The following is a 20003-nucleotide window of genomic DNA, read 5'->3' on the forward strand; positions in this document are numbered from 1 at the left end:
CGTAGCTTCGTGGCTGTCCGGTTCCCTGTGCATTTCGCTCACGGCATGCAGCGCCTTGAGTGGGTTCTCGTCGCCGGCTTCGACCAGTGCCGTCACTGTGCTTTATCGTCGGTGCGCCATTGGGAGAAGAGAGCTGTCGCATCGCTCACGAAGGTGCCCTTCGCGGTATCTCCGCCGCAAGCGTAGATCCTGAGCTTCTGTGATGCGGAGTGGGTGAAGGTGACGGTGATGCTCGTGGCCAGGCCGCCGGTGCATCCGTCGTTCATGGCGGTGTTGAAGTCGGTGAGATCGATCGAGTATTTCTTCACCAGCGTGCTGAACGCGGCGAGCTTGACCGGGTCGGTAACGTCGTGGGCACCGTCGTCGAAATTCGGCACGGCCTGCGACTGGTGGAACTCGAGGCCCTGGATGGGCGTGGCGGGTGCCGGTTTCAGAAGCACGTCGGTCACGAAGAGCACGGCGAGAGCGACCGCGACGACGACGGACATCCACGCGATGATCCGCACCGGACCGCGGCGCACGTCAGGCCGTTTCGACCGCGTACGTCTGTGCCGAGGCGACGTTCAGAGAACCGTGGTTACCCGGGTTGATGAAGAAGATGTAGACGAACCACACTGCGAGAGCGAGCGCGATGACGACACCGATGACGACAAAGATCTTGAAAGGATTGGCCACGCACCAACTCTACAGAGCTAGCGGGCGAGGGCGCGGATGACGATGGCTGTCGCGACGGCTGCCTCGGCGGCCTCGGCTCCCTTATCCTCCTTCGAGCCGGGGAGCCCGGCCCGATCGAGACCCTGCTGTTCGTCGTCGAGCGTGAGCACGCCGAAACCCACAGGTTTGCCGGTGAGCACGCTCACCTGCGTGAGGCCGCTGGTCGCGGCATCCGAGACATACTCGAAGTGGGGCGTGCCGCCGCGGATGATCACGCCGAGGGCCACCACCGCGTCGGCGCCGTTCTCCAGCGCCGCCCGGCTCACGACCGGGAGCTCGAAGCTGCCGGGAACACGGATCTCGGTGACCTCGGCTCCGGATGCCGCGAGGGCCCGATGCGCGCCGGCCAGCAGGCCGTTCGTGATCTCCTCATGCCAACGCCCGGCGACGATGGTCACCTTGAGCCCCGTTCCGTCGGAGGTGATCTCGGGTACGCCTTCGCCGCTCATGCGATGTTTCCTTTCGGGGTTTCGAGGATGCGCTTGTGTGCCGCCGCAGCCTGCTCGAGTTCGGTGTTGTTGGGGAGGATGTGGCCCATCCGGTCGCGCTTCGCCTCGAGGTAGCTCTCGTTGAAGCTGCCAACCCCGACCAGGAGAGGAACCTGCTCAGTCACTAGGATGCCGCGCTCGCGGAGCTGGCGCAGCTTCTCCGGGTTGTTGGTGATGACGCGCACCTCGGAGAGCCCGAGGTCTTCGAGGATCGCCACCGCCGCGCCGTAGTCGCGGCCGTCGGCGGGGAAGCCGAGGGCGACATTCGCGTCCAGGGTGTCGAGACCGTCTTCCTGCAGGCGGTACGCCTTCAGCTTGTTGATCAGGCCGATGCCGCGACCCTCGTGGCCGCGCATGTAGATCACGACGCCGCCCTCGGCCTGGATCTGGTCGAGCGCCGAATCCAGTTGCGGGCCGCACTCGCACTTGAGCGAACCGAAGACCTCGCCGGTCAGGCACTCGGAATGCACCCGGATGAGCGCGCCGTTCTTCGGGTCGCCGGAGATGATCGCCAGATGGTCGGCCCCGGTCATCCGATCACGATAGGCGCGGAAACGGAAAGTGCCGTGCGTGGTCGGAATGTTCGTCTCGACCTCGAAGATCACCCGCGACGATTCGGGGATCGGCACGGCGAGTGGCACCGCAGAGTCACAGTGCCATTCCTGGAGGTAGTCGATGAGGGCGGCGATGGTGATGACCGGGATGTCGAACTCTTCGCCCAGCGCGATAAGCCCGGGCAGCCGAGTCATCTCGCCATCGTCCGAGATGATCTCGCCAATGGCTCCCACCGGGATGAGGCCGGCAAGTTTGAGCAGGTCGATGGTCGCCTCGGTGTGGCCTGGCCGCTCCCGCACGCCGCCGTCAACGGCGCGCAGGGGGAGAATGTGGCCGGGCCGGTTGAGACTCTGCGGGGTCGATTCCGTGCTGGCGAGCACCCGCAAGGTGTGAGCCCGGTCGGCGGCGCTGATACCGGTGCTCAGCCGGTCGGCCGCGTCCACGGTCACGGTGTAGGCGGTGCCAAGGGGATCCTGGTTGTCGAGAACCATGTAAGGCAGTTCGAGTCGGTCGGCGATCTCGTTGGTCATCGGCGCGCAGATGAAGCCCGAGCTGTGACGGATCGCCCAGGCGAGCCACTCCTGCGTTGCGGACTGCGCGGCGAGGATGACGTCGCCCTCGTTCTCCCGGCTTTCGTTATCGGCCACGATCACGGGGCGCCCGCCGCGGAGGGCATCGAGCGCCGTGGGGATGGCTGCGAGGCTCATGAGTTTGCCTTTCCGGTCGTGCCGCTCTCCGCAGCGGTCGGAGTGAAAGCGAGGAGGCGCTGCACGTGACGGGCTAGGATGTCGGTTTCTATGTTGACGGAGTCGTGGGGGGACTTGAGGCCGAGGGTGGTCACGGCGAGGGTCTCCGGAATGAGGGAGACCTCGAACCAGTCGTCGCCGACCGCGCTCACCGTGAGCGAGACGCCATCCACGGCGATCGACCCCTTGCTCGCCACGAGGGGAGCCAGATCGGAAGAGAGGGTGAAACGCAGCACCCGCCACGCGCCGCCCTCGGTAACACTGAGCAGCGTGCTGGTGCCGTCGATGTGACCCTGCACGATGTGACCGCCGAGTCGATCGTTCACCTGGGTGGCGCGCTCCAGGTTCACGCGCTCGCCGGGTTGCGGTGCCGCGAAAGTGCTCATCGCGATCGTCTCGGCCATGACGTCGGCGGTGAACCAGTCCGGTCCACTGTCGACGACGGTGAGGCAGACGCCGCTCACCGAGATCGAGTCGCCGTGACCAGCGTCGGAGACCGCGAGTGCTCCGCGCACGGTGATGCGCGCGGCATCCGCGCTCGGCTGCCACTCGATGACCTCACCGAGTTCTTCGATGATTCCGGTGAACATTAGGTGCCTTCTTTCGGACGGGCGACGATCAGCAGGTCGTCGCCCAGTCGCTCGATGGTGTCGATGGTGAGTCTTTTCGCTTCGCCGATGGTGGTGACGCCGATGTCACCGAGGGCGAGCCTGTCGCCGCCGAGCAGGGCAGGGGCGAGATAGATGAGGTACTGGTCAACGAGCCCCGCCGCAGCGAAGGCGCTGGCGAGCGTCGGACCGCCCTCGACGAACGCATGACGGATGCCGAGGTCGAAGAGCGAGGAGAGCACGCTCTCGAGGTCCCGGCTCCCGGTCACGATCGGGGCCTGCGGGTGGCTGAAAACCCGAGCGTCGGCCGGTATCGTGCGCTCACCGATCACCACGGGAACGGGCTGGTGCGGCATCAGTTCACCCGCATCCCCGCGTGCAGTCAGTGACGGGTCGTCGGCGAGGACGGTCCCGGTGCCGACCAGGATGGCGTCGGCCTGTTCGCGCTGCTCGTGCACGCGCTGGCGTGCCGCCGTACCAGTAATCCACTGGCTGGTGCCGTCGGCGGCGGCCGCGCGGCCGTCGAGGGTGGCGGCCCACTTGACGGTGACGAATGGACGACGGAGGCGCTCGGCGGTGAGCCAGGTGCGCATAGCCTCCCCGACCTCGTTCGCGAGTAAGCCCGACTCGACAATCACGCCGGCCTGTCGCAGGCGTTCTGCACCGCCGCTCGACTTCTGGCCGGGATCCGAGACGGCGTAGACGACGCGGCTGATACCGGCCGCGATCAACGCCTCGCTGCAGGGGCCGGTGCGACCGAAGTGATTGCACGGCTCGAGCGTGACGACGGCGGTCGCGTCTCGGGTCCGTTCTGGCGTGAGCTTGCCGAGAGCGTCCACCTCAGCATGCGGCGTTCCCGCGCCGCGATGCCAACCCTCCGCGATGATGGTGGAGTCGTCGCCGGCCGCGAGAATCACGCATCCGACCTGGGGGTTCACGCCGTACGCCGGACCGTGGGAGGCCAGGGACAGCGCGTGGCGCATAGCCCGCTCGATCGCTGTCTCGCTCATCCGGTCCTCATGTCCGCCCTGCTGGGCATTGGACGGGCTCCGGGATTGTGCGGTCGACGTCGCCGACCCGCACCGCTCAGCCGATTTTCGTCATCGGTGAAGGGTGCGCGTGCTTCCTTCCATCCGGACTGAGAGACCTTGCGATCTCATAACCGTCGGTTTCGGAATTTCACCGAATCAGCCACAGCTTCAGTGTTCGAAGCCGCAGGTCGCGGACTATAACCGCCGGTTCGGATTTTCACCGACCCCGGAGCACGTTCTTTCTTTCGCTTGCAACTCTAGTCAACGTCGACCGCTGGCGAATATTCCCCGCCACGAAACGTCACGGCATTCCGGCCAGGTGAGTCGCCGTGACCTCGTCCATCACGAGCGACCTCCGTCCCTACCGAGTGCCAAATGAAGGCACTCGTGGGCATCTGTCCCCGGGTTTCCGGCACTCCGAACCCGTCACGAGCTGCCAGTGCCTTCATTTGGCACTGGCAGCGGGGGTTCGCGGCGTCTGATTCGTTACCTCCGCGCCAGGAAGCCGATCCTGTCGTAGACCTTGGCGACCGTCGCGTCCGCGATCTCGGCGGCGCGGTCTGCGTTGCCGGCCAGCACGCGATCGAGCTCGGCTGGGTCGGCGAGGAGTTCCAGCGCGCGGGCACGGATCGGCGCGAAAGTCTCGACGACGACATCCGCCAGGTCTTTCTTGAGATCGCCATAGCCGTGACCCTCATACTGCGTCTCGAGGGTCGGGATGGGGGTTCCGGCCAGCACGGAGTAGATGGTCAGCAGGTTGGAGACGCCGGGTTTCTCGACGGCGTCGAAGCGCACCTCTCGGGCGTCATCAGTCACCGCGGAGCGGATCTTCTTGGCGGTGACCGACGGCTCGTCGAGAAGCCAGACGATGCCCGCGGGAGATTCGCCCGATTTCGACATTTTGGAGGTCGGATCCTGCAGGTCGTAGACCTTCGCGCTCTCCTTCTGGATCTTGACGTCCGGTATCACGAAGGTCTCGCCGAAGCGGCTGTTGAAGCGCTGCGCGAGGTCGCGGGTGAGCTCGATGTGCTGGCGCTGGTCTTCTCCGACGGGCACGACCTCGGCGTCATAGAGCAGCACGTCGGCCGCCTGCAGGATCGGATAGGTGAACAACCCAACGCTGGTGGAGTCCGTGCCGCGCCTGGCCGACTTGTCTTTGAACTGCGTCATACGGCTGGCCTCGCCGAAGCCGGTGATGGTGTTGAGCACCCAGGCCAGTTCGGCATGCGCATGCACTTGCGACTGCACGAACAGCGTTGACCGGGCCGGATCGATGCCCGCGGCGATGTACTGCGCCACCGTGCGCCTGGTCTGCTCGCGCAACAGTGCGGGCTCCTGTGGCACGGTGATCGCGTGCAGGTCGACGACGCAGAAGAACGCGTCGTGCGACGCCTGCATCTCTTTCCACTGCACCAGCGCGCCGATGTAATTGCCGATATGCAGTGATTCGGCGGACGGCTGGATGCCCGAGAACAATCGAGGCTGAGAACTCATGTCAATAACTCTTTCACGACTTGCACATGATTCGCTGGTGGTCGGCGGCCGCGCTGTAACGGAGCGGGGTATCGGTGTGCCGGCCTGGGTGTGGCGGGCCTCTATGGGCGGGGCCGGTACACCGATGCCCCGCGTCCCCACAAAACTAGATGACGTAGTCGACAACCACGGGAGCGTGATCCGACCAACGCTCTTCATAGCTCGCCGCCCGGTCCACCGTGTAGTTCTTGACCCTGTCTGCAAGCGCCGGAGTCGCCACCTGGTAGTCGAGTCGCCATCCGGTGTCGTTGACGAAGGCTGCTCCGCGCGCCGACCACCAGGTGTAGGGACCGTCTACCTCTCCGGCCCACTTGCGGCCGATGTCGACCCAGCCGAGGCCGGGACCCGTGGTGCCGTCCACGCCTTCGACGGTTTCGCCGAGCGGCCCGAAGAAACGGTCGAAGTAGGCGCGCTCCTTGTCGAGGAAGCCCGCGCTCTTGCGGTTGCCACGCCAGTTCTTGATGTCGATCTCGCGGTGCCCGACATTGAGGTCGCCCAGCACGACCGCGAGCTCGGAGTGCGCGGCGACCTCAGGTAGCCGTGCCGTCATCGCGTCGAGAAACTTGTACTTCTCGACCATTTTCGGAGCATCTTCGGCGTTGCCGGAGTGCACGTAGGTGCTGACCACGGTGATGATCTTTCCGCCGACCTCGTAGTCGGCCTCCAGCCAGCGCCCCGCACTGTCAAACTCGTCGGCACCGAGGTCGACGCGGTGGATCGTCGCTGTGTCGCGGCTGGCAAGCGCGACCCCCGCGCGACCTTTGGCGGTAGCTGGGTCGTGGAGGATGTTCCACTCTGGCCCGAGCAGTCGCTCGAGATCTTCGGTGGCGGCACGTACCTCCTGCAGGGCGAGGATGTCGACCCCGCTGCCGTCGAGCCACGGCGCCATTCCGTTACGGAATGCGGCACGCACCCCGTTGACGTTGACGGACGCGATTCGCAGGGGAGTTGTCATGCCAAAAGTTTATCGACCACCACTGACCGGCCGCGATCGTGGGCGAAGGCGTCGTGGGGGAGGGACGATGCCGGATCGCCGGGCGAGAGTTGCGGCATCCTGCCCGTGGTCCGCCATGTCGATGAAGATCCAGGTTCCCGCGATCAGGATCACCTGGCAGATCAGTCCGAACCAGACCAGCAGGCCGAGGATCACCGCGAACGATGCGAGCAGCGGGTTCTTGCCCGCGCCGCCGATGATGGTCGCGCCGAGCACCTTGAGCATGCCGAGCGCGATCCCTCCGATCAGCGATCCGGGGATGAGGCGGTTGAGAGGTATTCGGATGTCGGAGAGCACCCTGAACAGCGCGGCGAGCACCACGGTGTCGATCACCAGCACGAGCAGCAGGCCGATCACCCGCGCCACGGCCAGCGCGAAGAAAGACCTGGTGTCGATCCCGAGCAGCCCGAAGAGAAAGTTGAGCGCGCTGGTGCTGAACACCGAGAGGGCAGCGGATGCGATGGTCACCGCCGCGAACGCGATCACGAACCCGAGGTCCTTGAGCTTCGCCAGCAGAAAGAAGGTCTTGTCGGGCCCGAGGTCGAACACGGCACGCACGGAGGAGCGCGCTGAGGCGAACCATCCGAGAGCTGTTACCAGCAATGCGACCAACGCCACGATGCTGCTCCAGTTGAGCACCCGCGAGGCGAACAGCGCGTTGAGGTCGATGGCGCCGCCGTTTCCGGTATCGATGAGGCCGGGCACGGCGGTCGACAGGGTGGAGACGACAGCCTCTTTGAGGGCTGGATCCGATTCGATGAACAGGCCGAGCACGGCAAAGCCGACAAAGATTCCGGCGAAGACGCTGTAGAGGGCGGTGAGGCTCAGGCCGCCCGCCAGTATCGGGCCGTTCTTCTCCGAGTACCTGGTGAAGACACGTGCGGCCCTGGTCTTCTGCACCCACGCGACCAGCGCCGTGATCCTCGCGACCATGCGTCCCCTTTCGTCGCTGCAAGCGTAACCATCCCGCAGGTAGAGTTGCCGCAGGCAGCCGACCCGAGGGAGAGGAAACCCATGGATTTGCACGGCGTCGGCGTTGGTGGGGGAGTTGCCGTCGGGCAGATCATCCGCATGGCGGATCCACTGCCGGAACCCGAGGATACGGGCCATGGTGGCGACGCCGTCGCCGAGAACGCACGGGTTGCCGAGGCCGTCGAGGCCGTGGCCGACGACTACCGGGCGCTCGGTGAGAAGGCCGGTGGAGCGGCCAAAGACGTGCTCGCGGCCGCTGCGCTGATGGCCACAGACCCGACTCTGATCGACGACGTCACCGCACGCATCGACTCCGGCACGGGCGGTGAGCGCGCGGTCTTCGAGGCTTTCGCATCCTTCCAGGAGATTCTCATTGGCATGGGCGGTCTCATGGCAGAACGCGCCACCGACCTCGGCGACGTGTCGCAGCGCATCATCGCGCACCTGAGGGGGGTCTCGGCGCCCGGCATTCCGACCTCCGATGAGCCGTTCATTCTGGTCGCCGCCGACCTCGCCCCCGCCGATACCGCGCGGCTCGACCTGAGCAAGGTGCTCGGCCTCGTCACCCGGGACGGCGGGCCGACCAGCCACACCGCCATCCTCGCCCGTTCCCAATCCATCCCGGCGATTGTCGGGGTGACGGGGGTTCTCGACCTGAGCGATGGAACCATCGTGATCGCGGATGCCGCCACCGGCACCATCCGCGTGTCACCGAGTGAGACGGAGATCGCCGACGCGCGCCAGCGCATCGCCGACCGCCTGGCCGCAGCGGCCGCGCCGATCACGGATGGCGCGCTCGCCGACGGGACGAAGATCCCACTGCTCGCCAACCTGGGCTCGCCGAAAGACGCGGTCGCGGCCATCGACCTCGGCGCTGAGGGTGTCGGGCTGTTCCGCACCGAATTCCTGTTCCTCGACGCGAAGACCTCGCCGACGGTGGAGGAGCAGAAGGCGCAGTACGTCGAGTTGCTGGCACACTTCCCCGGCAAAAAGGTGGTGGTGCGAGCCCTCGATGCCGGTGCCGACAAGCCGTTGAGCTTCCTCAACGATGCCCATGAGGAGAACCCGGCCCTGGGGCTACGTGGCCTCCGGGCGCTTCGGGCGAGCGAGCAGATCCTGCGCGACCAGCTGATCGCGCTCGCGCAGGCCGATGCCGAGACCGATGCGGAGCTCTGGGTGATGGCGCCGATGGTGTCCGACTCCGAGGAGACGGAGTACTTCGTCGCGCTCGGCAAAGAGCTCGGGCTGAAGATCGTCGGCGTGATGGCCGAGGTCCCGTCCCTCGCCGTACTCGCCGACCAGGTGGTCGAGACCGCCGACTTCGTGAGCATCGGCACCAACGACCTCACCCAGTACACCCTGGCTGCGGATCGGATGCTCGGCTCCGTGGCGCACTTCCAGGATCCGTGGCATCCGGCGGTCCTCCGGCTGGTCAAGCTGATCGGCGATGCGGGGACGGCCAGCGGCAAACCGGTCGGCGTCTGCGGCGAGGCCGCGGCGGATCCGCAGCTCGCAGTCGTGCTGGTCGGCCTCGGCGCGACCACGCTCAGCATGACACCGGCCGCCCTCGCCGACGTGCGTGCGGAGCTCGGCAAGTACACCATCGAGCAGGCACGCGAGCTGGCCGCGCGGGCGATTACCGGGCGCACAGCGGCCGATGCCAGGAAGCTGGGCTCCGGAACCTAGCCCCAGCCCGTGAATGCTCTGCATTTTGTACCCCGGATACGAAGATTCTCGCCTGCGAGCGGAGAGGGCGGCGATACTGGAGAGAGGTTCAGGACTTCTCGTGATGCACACTCTCACTCCCGACGACGAAGTCACTGGGCCCCGATGGGGGATCGGATAGTGGAAGACCAGGCCGATTCGGCGGACATTACGTCCGACGAATCACTCGTGTTGCTGGCTCGTGCCGGCGACCGGAGCGCCTTCGCGGAGCTCTGGCAGCGTCACGCCCGGTCGGGCATGCGCGTCGCGCGACAGTTCACCTCGTCCATCGATGCCGACGATCTCGTCTCTGAGGCCTACGCCCGCATCTACCAGCGGGTGCTCGCCGGCGGCGGCCCCGAGGGTGCGTTCCGCCCCTACCTGTACACGACCATCCGCAACCTGGCGAGTCGGTGGGGTCAGTCACGCCACGACGTCAACGTCGACGACATGGGCGAGTTCGAAGACCCGGAACTCAGCGATGATCCGGCCACCGTCGCCCTCGATCGCACACTCACGGTTCGTGCCTTCAGCAGCCTGCCCGAGCGGTGGCAGTCCGTGCTCTGGTACACCGAGGTGGAGGGGATGGACCCGCACGAGGTCGCGCCCATCCTCGGTATCAGCGCCAACAGCGTTGCCGCGCTCTCCTATCGTGCCCGCGAGGGACTTCGCAAAGCCTGGTTGCAGGCCCATGTTTCGGATGCCACGGCCTCCGGCGAGTGCCAGTGGACGATCGGCCGCCTCGGCGACTATGCCCGCAAAGGCCTCACACCACGCGACCACCAGCGGGTCAGCGATCATCTCGCCACCTGCGCCAAGTGCACCATCATTAGCGAGGAGGTGGACGAGGTCGGCTCGCGTCTCGCCCTCGTAATGATCCCGCTGCTGCTCGGCGGCGCCGTCGGTGGTTCGCTGCTGGCCTCCCTCAGCGCGCCGAGCGCGGCTGTTGCCGCCACAGCCGCTCCCGCCCTGCCGCCTGCTTTTGGTTCCATGGGCGCAGCCGGATCGGTTGCCGCGCCCGCGGTGACCGCCGGCCTCACCGCGCCCGCGCTGAGCGCCCCGTTGGTCGGAACCATCGCCGTCGCGCTCGCCGTCTCCGGCGGTCTCGCCGTGAGCTATGCCGCGCCCGCCGCTCCACCATCCGCGACCAGCTCGATCGCCGAACCCTACGTCGCGCCGAATCCGTCCGCGGCTGCGCCAGGGGCGGATGGCAACATCCCCGTTCCCACCGCAGCACCGCTCACCGCGCCGCTCGGATCGACGGTCAACGACGTTGTCGGCGGGGTGGGCAACAACGTCGACGGACTCGTGAACAACCTCACCGATCCGGTCAACACTCTTATCCCCGGGCTCAACGTCGGCCCGGGTGCCGTACCCGACCACACCGCGCCCGGCGGCGTCGTCGGATCGGCACTCGACCTTGGCGGTAAGGGGATGCCCGGCGCCACCGTGTCGGTGCAGGCGGCGAACACCGTCTACGCCACGACCACGGTCACGGCGCAGGGCACCTGGGCCGTGCACCTCACGGCGCTTCCCGACGGCGTCGGCCCGATCACGGTGAAGCAGACACTGGTGAGCTTGCTCGGCATCAACCTCGTGAGCGTACCCCTCTCGGTGCTCTCGAACAGTCTCGGAGTCACGGTCGACATCCTCGGCCTCTAGATTTCTCGGAAGCGGCCATCTGCGTTCTTCCAGTGCCAAATGAAGGCATCCGTGCTCCGCACCTCCCGTATTTCCGGGCAAGGATCCGTCAACAGTTGCACGGATGCCTTCATTTGGCACTGCTGCCGGCTTGGTCTCTCACCGAAAAGTTCTTCCTCGGATCGCGCCATAGTCGCCCGGTTCCGTGGTCTCTCCCGGTAAGAAGCGCAGAAATGCGTTCCACTTCCCACAGTGAGAGGACTCGAGGAAGAAAAGACCGGGGGGTCAGGAATCGGGGCCGCTCGCCACCGTCCAGGGAGCGAGCGGCACCGACTTTACACAGCTCAGTTGTATTGCGAAAGAACGATGGCCGGCAGCTCTTCGGGTGAGCTGTCGGCCATCTTTTCGTGACGTGGGGTGCTGTTAGGGCTTACCGCGCAGAATTGCGGCCTTGACCTCGGCGATGGCCTGGGTCACCTGGATGCCGCGGGGGCATGCGTCGGTGCAGTTGAAGGTCGTGCGGCAGCGCCACACGCCCTCCTTGTCGTTGAGAATGTCGAGGCGCACCTCGGCCCCCTCATCGCGCGAGTCGAAGATGAACCGGTGCGCGTTGACGATGGCGGCTGGGCCGAAGTACTGGCCGTCGGTCCAGAAGACCGGGCAGCTGGTGGTGCAGGCGGCGCAGAGGATGCACTTGGTGGTGTCGTCGAAACGTGCGCGCTCGACGGGGCTCTGCAGGCGCTCCTTCTCGGGCTTCGACGAAGCGATGAGGAAAGGCTGCACCTCCTTGAAGCTGTCGAAGAAGGGATCCATGTTGACGATCAGGTCCTTCTCGAGGGGGAGTCCCTTGATGGCCTCGATGTAGACCGGTTTGGAGAGGTCGAGGTCTTTCAGCAGGGTCTTGCAGGCCAGACGGTTGCGTCCGTTGATGCGCATGGCATCCGAACCGCAGACGCCGTGGGCGCAGGAGCGACGGAAGCTCAGCGAGCCATCCTGTTCCCACTTGATCTTGTGCAGGGCGTCGAGCACGCGGTCGGTTCCCTGCATCACGACGTCGAAGTCTTCCCAGTGCGGCTCTTCGTCTACCTCGGGGTCGAAGCGGCGCACGATGATGGTCGCGATGAAGGTCGGGATCTCTTCCGGCACGCTCGGCTTGTTCTCGAGAACTGCTGTGCTCATTAGTTCGCGCCCTTCATTAGTACTTTCGTTCCATCGGCGGGTAGTTCGTGATGACGACGGGTTTCCAGTCGAGCCTGATGTGCTCTCCGGCGTCTGCTGATTCTGGGTCGCCGGTGAGGTAGGCCATCGTGTGCACCAGGAAATTCTTGTCGTCGCGCTCCGGGTAGTCCTCGCGCATGTGGCCGCCACGGCTCTCCTTGCGGGAGCGAGCCGAATAGACCAGCACCTCTGCGAGGTCGAGCAGGAAGCCGAGTTCCACGGCCTCGAGAAGGTCGGTGTTGAAGCGCTTGCCCTTGTCGCGCAGCGCGATGTTGTGGTACCTCGCGCGAAGGGTCTCGATGAGCGTGGTGACTTCGCCGAGGCTCTCATCCGTGCGGAAGATCTGGGCGTTCCGGTCCATCGAGTCCTGCAGTTCCTTGCGGATGGCTGCGATGTTCTCGGTGCCCGTGCCGCTGCGCACCATATCGAGGATCTTCACGACGCCGCCGGCCGGGTTCTCCGGCAGCGGCACCCACTCGGCCGTCTTCACATACTCGACGGCGTTGGTGCCCGCGCGCTTGCCGAAGACGTTGATGTCGAGCAGCGAGTTGGTGCCGAGGCGGTTGGAGCCGTGCACGCTCACGCAGGCGCACTCGCCGGCCGCATAGAGGCCGGGAACCGTCTCGGTGTTGCTGCGCAGCACCTCGGCGTTGTTGGTGGTGGGGATGCCGCCCATCGCGTAGTGCGCCGTCGGCAACACAGGAACCGGTTCGGTGTACGGCTCGACACCGAGATAGGTGCGCGCGAACTCGGTGATATCCGGGAGCTTCTCGTCGATGACGGCCGGCTCGAGGTGGGTGATGTCGAGGTAGAGGTAATCCTTGTTCGGACCGGCCCCTCTGCCCTCACGGATCTCCGTGGCCATCGATCGCGCCACGATGTCACGCGGTGCGAGGTCTTTGAGCGTCGGGGTGTAGCGCTCCATAAAACGCTCACCGGTCGAGTTGCGCAGGATCGCGCCTTCACCCCGTGCCGCCTCAGAGAGCAGGATGCCGAGGCCGGCGAGCCCTGTCGGGTGGAACTGGAAGAACTCCATGTCTTCGAGCGGCAGGCCCTTGCGCCAGATGATGCCCACGCCATCACCGGTGAGGGTGTGGGCGTTGGACGTCGTCTTGAAGATCTTGCCGAAACCACCGGTGGCGAAGATGATCGCCTTCGCCTGGAAGACGTGCAGCTCGCCGGTGGCCAGCTCGTAGGCGACGACACCGGATGGCTTCTCGGTGCGCTGACCAAAGGCGTCCTCGACCTCGGTCATTACCAGGTCGAGCACGTAGAACTCGTTGAAGAAGTTGATGCCGAGCTTGACGCAGTTCTGGAACAGCGTCTGCAGGATCATGTGGCCTGTGCGGTCGGCGGCGTAGCAGGCACGGCGCACAGGGGCCTTGCCGTGCTCACGGGTGTGGCCGCCGAAGCGGCGCTGGTCGATCTTGCCCTCGGGCGTGCGGTTGAACGGGAGGCCCATGTTCTCGAGGTCGAGAACGGCTTCGATGGCCTCCTTCGCCAGGATCTCCGCGGCATCCTGGTCGACCAGGTAGTCGCCACCTTTGACGGTGTCGTAGGTGTGCCACTCCCAGTTGTCTTCCTCGACATTAGCCAGGGCCGCAGCCATGCCACCCTGGGCCGCTCCGGTGTGCGAGCGGGTCGGGTAGAGCTTGGAGATGACCGCGGTGCGAGCGTGCGGTCCGGCCTCGATGGCCGCGCGCATCCCTGCGCCACCCGCTCCGACGATCACGATGTCGAACTGGTGATAGTGCACACCGTCCACGATGGACGATGTGCCCTCTGCGTCTTCTCCCATTACGGCGCGGGGCAGAACGACGGGAGCAGGTCGGCAGGCGAGCCAGCGGGGCAGGGGTCAAAGGTGTAGATCACAAGGGTTCCCAGTACGAGTAGAACAACGGCGGACGCGATGAGCGCGACCTTGAAAATGGTGCGGAGGAGTCGGTTGCTTGCGTAGTCGTTCACGATGGTGCGCATGCCGTTCGCGCCGTGGATGAGAGCGAGCCAGAGCAGCAGTGTGTCCCAGACCTGCCAGAACGGCTGCGCGAGCTTGCCGCCGACGAAGCCGAAATCGATGGCCTTCACGCCTTCGCCCGCGACGAGGTTGACGAAGAGGTGGCCGAAGATCAGCACGACGAGAACCACACCGCTCGCGCGCATGTAGATCCAGCCCCACTTCTCCACGTTGAAGCGACGGGATCGGCGCACACCGGGTGCGCGGGGAGTCTCGATGGTGACACTCATGATCAGGCACCTCCAAAGATGTGCATGAACTGGCGGGGCACGAAGCCGACCAGCAGGATGACCCAGAGGGCGATGACGATCCAGAACATCAGTCTCTGGTGCCTGGTACCGACACTCCAGAAGTCGATGAGGATGATGCGCAGCCCGTTGAGCGCGTGGAATCCGATCGCGGCAACGAGTGCGGTCTCACCGAGCCCCATGATGGGCGTCTTGTAGGTGTTGATCACCGCGTTGTACGCCTCAGGACTCACGCGGATGAGCGACGTGTCGAGGATGTGTACGAGCAGGAAGAAGAAGATCGCAACACCGGTGATTCGGTGCAGAACCCACGACCACATGCCTTCCCGACCGCGGTACAGGGTGCCTCGCGGTACCCGTGGTGCCGAGATCCTGGGAAGCGGATACTTCTTTTCTGGCTTGGGTGCGGCCAGGGCCCCCGCCGACTTCTCTGGCACGAGCAACCCTCCTTGGCGATGTCTTGCCCCGTGAGCAGGGCGCGCGACTGTTCCTTGGGTGAACGAATTCCAGTCTATTCCCGCGCTGTCATGCCCGCTGCCAATGCATACCTAACTCTCTCGAGGTCGAGACATCTTGCGAACCGCGCCGGTGGTGTCGAGTGCGGAATGGGTGCGCTTCGCGATCGTGTTCTCGTAGTGCTCGACGAGTTCGCCGCAGATCGCATCCCATGATCTGTCGATCACGCCGCGCCGTCCGGCTTCGCCCATTCGCATCCTGAGCGGTTCGTCGCGTACCAGCTGTTCGACGAAGGTGCGCAGCGAGCGGTTGTCGTCGGGTTCGAAGAGAAAACCGTTCTGTCGCACCCGCACGAGGTCGATCGGACCCCCTGCCCGTGGAGCGACCACCGGCACGCCGCTCGCGTGCGCCTCCTGGATGGTCTGGCCGAAAGTCTCCTCCGTGCCGGGGTGCACGAAGATGTCGAAGCTCGCATAGGCGGCGGCGAGGTCCGCTCCGGTGAGGGTGCCGAGGTAGGTCACCGGCATCCCCTTCAACTGCCTCTGCACGTGGGCGATAGACGGCCCTCCACCGACGATCGCGATTCGGATGCCCGGCACACCCCTGAGAGCGGCCAGCCTCTCGAGCTGCTTCTCCGGTGCAATCCGACCGACATATCCCACGATGACCTGGCCTGTGGGAGCGATCCTTTCCCGCAGACGGCGCGTGGCGCTCGTCATCCGGTTACGTGGGTGGTAGCTCTCCAGATCGACGCCGCGCCCCCACCGCTCGACCCGCTTGATGCCCGCCGCCGCGAGGTCCGTCATCGACGCGGTGGATGGCGCGAGCGTGAGATCCGCTCCGTCGTGCACCCAGCGAACCAGGCGCCAGGCAAGGGCGGTCGCGGCGCCGAGGCCGTTCCTGCGCGCGTAGCCGGCGACATCCGTCTGGAAGATCGCGACCGAGGCGATGTCGAGTCGGCCGGCTGCGGTGATCGCCTGTGCGCCGAGCAAAAAGGGGGATGCCGCGTGCACGACGTCCGGCGAGAAGTCGTCGATCAGCCGCTGGACCTGGGGGTTCGGCAGCCCGACGGGGAACTGGCGGTAGGCGAAGGCCGGCACCTCGTGCACGGGAAAGCCGGCGAACTCCTTCGGGGCTCCGGCCGAGGGGCAGATCACGATCGCATCGTGACCGTTGTCCCTGAGGTGTTCCAGCACACGACACACGCTCGTGGTCACGCCGTTGAGGGTGGGGAGGAAACTTTCGCTGACTACTGCAATCCGCATGCTCTCGCTGCTTTCGATCGGTCCGCTTCATCCGACGCTAGATCGCCGAGGTTGACCTGCGGGAAATAGGGGGTGAACTCGTCACGGCTACAGCGAATCTTGGGTTCGCTAGTCTGATCGGCATGGCCCAGCATTCGCATCCGCTCGACAGGTTCTACAGCGTGATCCCCGCAGGGGGCATCGGGTCGCGCCTCTGGCCGCTGTCGCGTGCCGATGCGCCGAAATTCCTGCACGACCTCACCGGTTCTGGCAGCACTCTCCTTCGCGCGACCTGGGATCGCCTGGTGCCGCTCTCCGGCAAGGATCGCGTCATGGTGGTCACCGGCCGGGCCCATCGCGCGGCGGTGGAAGCTCAGCTGCCCGATCTCATCGACGCCAACGTGGTACTCGAGAGCGAGCCAAAGGACTCGACAGCGGCTATCGGACTCGCGGCCGCGATCCTGCACAACAGGGAGCCGGATGTGATCATCGGGTCCTTCGCCGCCGATCATGTGATCTCCGACATCCGCGGCTTCCGGCGCGCCGTGACCGAGGCTGTGGCCGCCGCCGATGCGGGCTATATCGCCACCATCGGCATCACGCCCACCGATCCGGCCATCGGGTTCGGCTACATCCACTGCGGAACCCCGCTTGAGATCACCGGAGCGGCGAGTGCTCTGGCGGTGGACTCCTTCGTGGAGAAGCCGGATCTCGCGACGGCGCAGGCCTACCTTTCCGACGGCAACTACCTCTGGAACGGCGGCATGTTCATCTCCCGGGCAGATGTGCTTCTGAAACAGCTCGGCGAGACGGAACCCGAGCTGCTGGCCGGCCTGACCAAACTGGCGGAAGCCTGGGACACTCCTCGCCGCGGTGCGGTCGTCGACAAGGTGTGGCCAGGCCTCAAGAAGATCGCCATCGACTACACGGTGGCTGAGCCTGCGGCGAAATCGGGTCGGCTCGCCGTGATCCCCGGCGACTTCGACTGGGACGACGTTGGCGACTTCGCCGCCATCGCCAAGATTCACGCCGGCGGCCGCAAGTCAGACCTCGCGATCCTCGGTGAGAACGCCAGGGTGCTCGCGGATGCCTCCAGCGGCGTGGTCATCAGCCAGACCGGTCGCCTCATCTCCCTCATCGGCGTGACCGATATCGTCGTGGTGGACACCCCGGACGCCCTTCTCGTCACCACCAGCGCCAACGCCCAGCGCGTCAAGGCGGTCGTCGACGCGCTCAAACTCTCCGGGCGCAACGACGTGCTCTAGGGCAGAATCGATTCATGTCAAGGCAACCAATGTTCACAACGCCTACGATCCGCATTGTCGCCGTTCTCGGTGCGGCGTTGGTGCTGCTGGCCGGATGCGCGGCGGCGCCGGCGAAGACCGACAAGCCAGCGGCATCCGATTTCTGCGCCAGAATGGTGACCAACTCCGGAGGGCTGCAGGACAAGTCGTTCAACCAGGCCAGCTGGGCCGGCCTGCAGGATGCCGAGAAGAAGTACGGTATCAAGGCGAAGGTGCTCGTCTCGAACGCCGAGACCGACCTCAAGCCCAACGTCTCGCTCGCCGTCGACAGCGGCTGCAAATTCGTGCTCACGGTCGGCTACGAGCTCACCCCCTCGACCACGGACGCGGCCAAGGCGAACCCCGACGTCGACTTCGCGATCGTCGACGACACGGTGGATGCGCCGAACATCAAGCCGATTGTCTTCGACACCGCACAGGCGTCGTTCCTGGCCGGCTATCTCGCCGCTGGATACTCGAAGACCGGAACCGTCGCCACCTTCGGTGGTGGCAACCAGCCGCCGGTCACCCTGTTCATGGACGGTTTCGTCGACGGCGTCGCCCGATACAACACAGTCCACAACACGAGCGTGAAGGCCCTGGGCTGGAACAAGGACACCCAGGACGGCTCGTTCACCGGTGACTTCGAGGACACCGCGAAAGGGTTGACGCTCGCGCAGGGCCTCATCGACCAGGGCGCCGATGTGATCCTCCCGGTGGCGGGCCAGGTCGGCGAGGGTGCCGCTGCGGCCGCTAAGCAGGCCGGCAATGTCGCGCTGATCTGGGTCGACTCCGACGGATACAACACTCTCGCCTCCGAGTACCGTCCGATCCTGCTCACCTCTGTGCTCAAGAAGACCGGGGATGCCGTGGTGCAGATCGCCGGACAGAGTGTCAAGAACAGCTTTACCAACACTCCCTATGTCGGCACGCTGAAGAACGGTGGCGTGGGCCTGGCGAGTTACCACGACCTCGCCTCGAAGGTGCCGGCTGGGTTGGCCGACGAGGTTGAGAAGCTGAAGGCCGACATCATCGCCGGCACCGTGAAAGTCACCTCGCCGAGCGCTCCGAAGTAGTCGTCGGCGCGCTCATATGAGCAGGAAAAACCGGCTATTCCTCGGTGATTATTTCTGCAACATTTCGCGACCGTCGCATCTTGGTAACCATTGGGCGACGGCGTGCCCAGCAGGGTCTTCCGGCGTCGTAACATTCGGTAACCTGTACACCCATATGGTCCCGGCAACTGTGCCGGTACAGCACCTTGGAGGACAACTTGAGAATCACCTCACGCGGCCGCTGGCTTAGCGGCCTTGCAATGGTCGGTATCGCAGCAGTGCTTACCGGCTGTGCAGCAGCACCCGACGCCGGCTCCTCGAGCGGCGGCGCACAATCCAAATTCCTTCCCTGCATGGTCTCCGATGACGGCGGATTCACCGACAAGTCGTTCAACCAACTCGGCCTCGAAGGCCTGAAGGCGGCATCCGACAAGCTCGGCGTGAAGCCGAAGTCGGTGCAGTCCAACGCGGACACCGACTACGAGCCCAACATCTCGGGCCTCGTCTCCGCCGGTTGCAACCTGATCGTCACCGTCGGCTTCAAGCTCTCTGCGGCATCCATCGCGGCTGCGAAGGCCAACCCCGACATCCAGTTCGCCATCATCGACGATGCGGCTGACAACGAGGGTAAGACCGGCACTGACGGCAAGCCGACCGGCGACGGCAAGGTCGACGCTCCGAACATCAAGCCGATCCTGTTCGACACTGTGCAGGCCGGCTTCCTCGCCGGTTACGCTTCGGCCAGCTACTCGAAGACCGGCGTGATCGGCACCTTCGGCGGAATCCAGATCCCCACCGTCACTATCTTCATGGACGGCTTCGCCGATGGCGCGAAGTACTACAACGAGCAGAAGAGCAAAGACGTCAAGGTCATCGGCTGGGATGTCGACAAGCAGACCGGCTCCTTCACCGGCGGCTTCGCGGCCAACGACACGGCCAAGAACGTCGCCCAGGGTCTCATCGACCAGAACGCGGACGTCATCCTGCCTGTCGGCGGACCGATCTTCCAGAGCGCGGGCGCGGCCATCACCGACTCCGGCAAGGACATCGCCCTGCTCGGTGCGGACGCAGACGTGTACGCCACCTTCCCCACCTACGACAAGCTCTACCTGACCTCGGTGCTCAAGGGCATCAAGCCGGCAGTGGAGAACGTGGTCGAGGCCGCGGCCAAGGCGAAGAAGGGCGAGTTCGACAACACCGCGTACATCGGCACGCTGAAGAACGATGGAGTCGGTATCGCACCGTTCCACGACTTCGAGTCGAAGGTGAACCCCGACCTGCAGAAGGAGCTCGACTCCATCAAAGCGGACATCATCAGCGGCAAGATCACTGTGAAGTCGTACCTGAACAAGTAGGCACAGGGCACATCACGGGTCGGGGGGGGGGGGCGGGGGGGGCGCCCCCCCCCCCCCCCCCGGGGGGGGGGGGGACCGGGCCGGGGGGGGCGGGGGGGTTGGGGGGCTCTGGCTGGTCTCGAGGGGGAACACCACACCCCGGGT

The 20003-nt window shown here is 65.5% G+C and carries 19 protein-coding genes and 1 riboswitch; of the genes, 5 read left to right on the forward strand and 14 right to left on the reverse strand.

The window, feature by feature from the left end; all coding sequences use genetic code 11:
* Positions 1 to 92: 92 nt before the first annotated feature.
* The 9 genes from ABIB56_RS13380 to ABIB56_RS13420 form a co-directional block, all read right to left on the reverse strand.
* Positions 93 to 488, reverse strand: coding sequence for a hypothetical protein (locus ABIB56_RS13380; protein ID WP_354569711.1), 396 nt, complete (start codon positions 486 to 488; stop codon positions 93 to 95).
* 34 nt (positions 489 to 522) lie between these two features.
* Positions 523 to 675: a hypothetical protein gene (locus ABIB56_RS13385; protein ID WP_354569712.1), complete on the reverse strand. Its 153-nt coding sequence runs from the start codon at positions 673 to 675 to the stop codon at positions 523 to 525.
* Between the two features lie 17 nt (positions 676 to 692).
* A complete protein-coding gene (ribH, locus tag ABIB56_RS13390) occupies positions 693 to 1163 on the reverse strand; it encodes a 6,7-dimethyl-8-ribityllumazine synthase (RefSeq protein WP_354569713.1) in 471 nt (156 codons plus the stop codon).
* Complete coding sequence (gene ribA, locus ABIB56_RS13395) at positions 1160 to 2464, reverse strand: GTP cyclohydrolase II (RefSeq protein ID WP_354569714.1); 1305 nt, start codon at positions 2462 to 2464, stop codon at positions 1160 to 1162. The genes ribH and ribA overlap by 4 nt, the downstream gene beginning before the upstream one ends.
* The gene (locus ABIB56_RS13400; protein ID WP_354569715.1) at positions 2461 to 3093 is read right to left on the reverse strand and encodes a riboflavin synthase; all 633 of its coding nucleotides are present in this window, start codon (positions 3091 to 3093) and stop codon (positions 2461 to 2463) included. The genes ribA and ABIB56_RS13400 overlap by 4 nt, the downstream gene beginning before the upstream one ends.
* Positions 3093 to 4121 carry a bifunctional diaminohydroxyphosphoribosylaminopyrimidine deaminase/5-amino-6-(5-phosphoribosylamino)uracil reductase RibD gene (gene ribD, locus ABIB56_RS13405; RefSeq protein WP_354569716.1) on the reverse strand — a complete coding sequence of 343 codons (1029 nt, stop codon included), beginning with the start codon at positions 4119 to 4121 and terminating at the stop codon, positions 3093 to 3095. Before ribD ends, ABIB56_RS13400 begins: the two co-directional genes overlap by 1 nt.
* Positions 4122 to 4227: 106 nt before the next feature.
* A riboswitch (FMN riboswitch) is annotated at positions 4228 to 4380 on the reverse strand.
* A gap of 248 nt (positions 4381 to 4628) precedes the next feature.
* On the reverse strand, positions 4629 to 5636 hold the full coding sequence (gene trpS / locus ABIB56_RS13410) for a tryptophan--tRNA ligase (RefSeq protein ID WP_354569717.1): 1008 nt from the start codon (positions 5634 to 5636) through the stop codon (positions 4629 to 4631).
* A gap of 145 nt (positions 5637 to 5781) precedes the next feature.
* Positions 5782 to 6630 carry an exodeoxyribonuclease III gene (locus tag ABIB56_RS13415; RefSeq protein ID WP_354569718.1) on the reverse strand — a complete coding sequence of 283 codons (849 nt, stop codon included), beginning with the start codon at positions 6628 to 6630 and terminating at the stop codon, positions 5782 to 5784.
* Between the two features lie 9 nt (positions 6631 to 6639).
* Positions 6640 to 7602 (reverse strand): YihY/virulence factor BrkB family protein, encoded by a 963-nt coding sequence (locus ABIB56_RS13420; protein ID WP_354569719.1) that lies wholly within the window; start codon positions 7600 to 7602, stop codon positions 6640 to 6642.
* An 81-nt stretch (positions 7603 to 7683) separates the two neighbouring features.
* On the opposite strand from ABIB56_RS13420, the gene ptsP reads away from it, so the two are divergent.
* Positions 7684 to 9327 (forward strand): phosphoenolpyruvate--protein phosphotransferase, encoded by a 1644-nt coding sequence (gene ptsP, locus ABIB56_RS13425; RefSeq protein ID WP_354569720.1) that lies wholly within the window; start codon positions 7684 to 7686, stop codon positions 9325 to 9327.
* 159 nt (positions 9328 to 9486) lie between these two features.
* Entirely contained in the window at positions 9487 to 11007 is a 1521-nt protein-coding gene (locus ABIB56_RS13430) for a sigma-70 family RNA polymerase sigma factor (protein ID WP_354569721.1), read from the forward strand.
* A gap of 402 nt (positions 11008 to 11409) precedes the next feature.
* On the opposite strand, the gene ABIB56_RS13435 is transcribed toward ABIB56_RS13430, so the two are convergent.
* The 5 genes from ABIB56_RS13435 to ABIB56_RS13455 all read right to left on the reverse strand — a co-directional run bounded on the left by ABIB56_RS13435 (position 11410) and on the right by ABIB56_RS13455 (position 16187).
* A complete protein-coding gene (locus tag ABIB56_RS13435) occupies positions 11410 to 12165 on the reverse strand; it encodes a succinate dehydrogenase iron-sulfur subunit (protein WP_354569722.1) in 756 nt (251 codons plus the stop codon).
* Between the two features lie 16 nt (positions 12166 to 12181).
* Complete coding sequence (gene sdhA / locus ABIB56_RS13440; RefSeq protein WP_354569723.1) at positions 12182 to 14002, reverse strand: succinate dehydrogenase flavoprotein subunit; 1821 nt, start codon at positions 14000 to 14002, stop codon at positions 12182 to 12184.
* Positions 14002 to 14448 carry a succinate dehydrogenase hydrophobic membrane anchor subunit gene (locus ABIB56_RS13445; protein ID WP_354569724.1) on the reverse strand — a complete coding sequence of 149 codons (447 nt, stop codon included), beginning with the start codon at positions 14446 to 14448 and terminating at the stop codon, positions 14002 to 14004. Before ABIB56_RS13445 ends, sdhA begins: the two co-directional genes overlap by 1 nt.
* A gap of 2 nt (positions 14449 to 14450) precedes the next feature.
* A complete protein-coding gene (gene sdhC / locus ABIB56_RS13450; RefSeq protein WP_502917604.1) occupies positions 14451 to 14879 on the reverse strand; it encodes a succinate dehydrogenase, cytochrome b556 subunit in 429 nt (142 codons plus the stop codon).
* 135 nt (positions 14880 to 15014) lie between these two features.
* Positions 15015 to 16187: a glycosyltransferase family 4 protein gene (locus ABIB56_RS13455; RefSeq protein WP_354569725.1), complete on the reverse strand. Its 1173-nt coding sequence runs from the start codon at positions 16185 to 16187 to the stop codon at positions 15015 to 15017.
* 122 nt (positions 16188 to 16309) lie between these two features.
* Here ABIB56_RS13455 and ABIB56_RS13460 point away from each other — a divergent pair, with 122 nt between their 5' ends.
* The 3 genes from ABIB56_RS13460 (at position 16310) to ABIB56_RS13470 (ending at position 19859) form a co-directional block, all read left to right on the forward strand.
* The gene (locus ABIB56_RS13460) at positions 16310 to 17431 is read left to right on the forward strand and encodes a mannose-1-phosphate guanylyltransferase (protein WP_354569726.1); all 1122 of its coding nucleotides are present in this window, start codon (positions 16310 to 16312) and stop codon (positions 17429 to 17431) included.
* Positions 17432 to 17445: 14 nt separating this feature from the next.
* Complete coding sequence (locus ABIB56_RS13465) at positions 17446 to 18525, forward strand: BMP family lipoprotein (protein ID WP_354569727.1); 1080 nt, start codon at positions 17446 to 17448, stop codon at positions 18523 to 18525.
* Between the two features lie 197 nt (positions 18526 to 18722).
* Complete coding sequence (locus tag ABIB56_RS13470) at positions 18723 to 19859, forward strand: BMP family lipoprotein (protein WP_354569728.1); 1137 nt, start codon at positions 18723 to 18725, stop codon at positions 19857 to 19859.
* Positions 19860 to 20003 lie beyond the last annotated feature (144 nt).

Source organism: Glaciihabitans sp. UYNi722 (assembly GCF_040549465.1).
Lineage (GTDB): Bacteria > Actinomycetota > Actinomycetes > Actinomycetales > Microbacteriaceae > Lacisediminihabitans.

Coding starts and splice junctions, on each gene's coding strand:
- ABIB56_RS13380 (WP_354569711.1), bottom strand. CDS start 488: ATGTCCGTCGTCGTCGCGGTCGCTCTCGCCGTGCTCTTCGTGACCGAC.
- ribH (WP_354569713.1), bottom strand. CDS start 1,163: ATGAGCGGCGAAGGCGTACCCGAGATCACCTCCGACGGAACGGGGCTC.
- ribA (WP_354569714.1), bottom strand. CDS start 2,464: ATGAGCCTCGCAGCCATCCCCACGGCGCTCGATGCCCTCCGCGGCGGG.
- ABIB56_RS13400 (WP_354569715.1), bottom strand. CDS start 3,093: ATGTTCACCGGAATCATCGAAGAACTCGGTGAGGTCATCGAGTGGCAG.
- ribD (WP_354569716.1), bottom strand. CDS start 4,121: ATGAGCGAGACAGCGATCGAGCGGGCTATGCGCCACGCGCTGTCCCTG.
- trpS (WP_354569717.1), bottom strand. CDS start 5,636: ATGAGTTCTCAGCCTCGATTGTTCTCGGGCATCCAGCCGTCCGCCGAA.
- ABIB56_RS13415 (WP_354569718.1), bottom strand. CDS start 6,630: ATGACAACTCCCCTGCGAATCGCGTCCGTCAACGTCAACGGGGTGCGT.
- ABIB56_RS13420 (WP_354569719.1), bottom strand. CDS start 7,602: ATGGTCGCGAGGATCACGGCGCTGGTCGCGTGGGTGCAGAAGACCAGG.
- ptsP (WP_354569720.1), top strand. CDS start 7,684: ATGGATTTGCACGGCGTCGGCGTTGGTGGGGGAGTTGCCGTCGGGCAG.
- ABIB56_RS13435 (WP_354569722.1), bottom strand. CDS start 12,165: ATGAGCACAGCAGTTCTCGAGAACAAGCCGAGCGTGCCGGAAGAGATC.
- sdhA (WP_354569723.1), bottom strand. CDS start 14,002: ATGGGAGAAGACGCAGAGGGCACATCGTCCATCGTGGACGGTGTGCAC.
- ABIB56_RS13445 (WP_354569724.1), bottom strand. CDS start 14,448: ATGAGTGTCACCATCGAGACTCCCCGCGCACCCGGTGTGCGCCGATCC.
- ABIB56_RS13455 (WP_354569725.1), bottom strand. CDS start 16,187: ATGCGGATTGCAGTAGTCAGCGAAAGTTTCCTCCCCACCCTCAACGGC.
- ABIB56_RS13460 (WP_354569726.1), top strand. CDS start 16,310: ATGGCCCAGCATTCGCATCCGCTCGACAGGTTCTACAGCGTGATCCCC.
- ABIB56_RS13465 (WP_354569727.1), top strand. CDS start 17,446: ATGTCAAGGCAACCAATGTTCACAACGCCTACGATCCGCATTGTCGCC.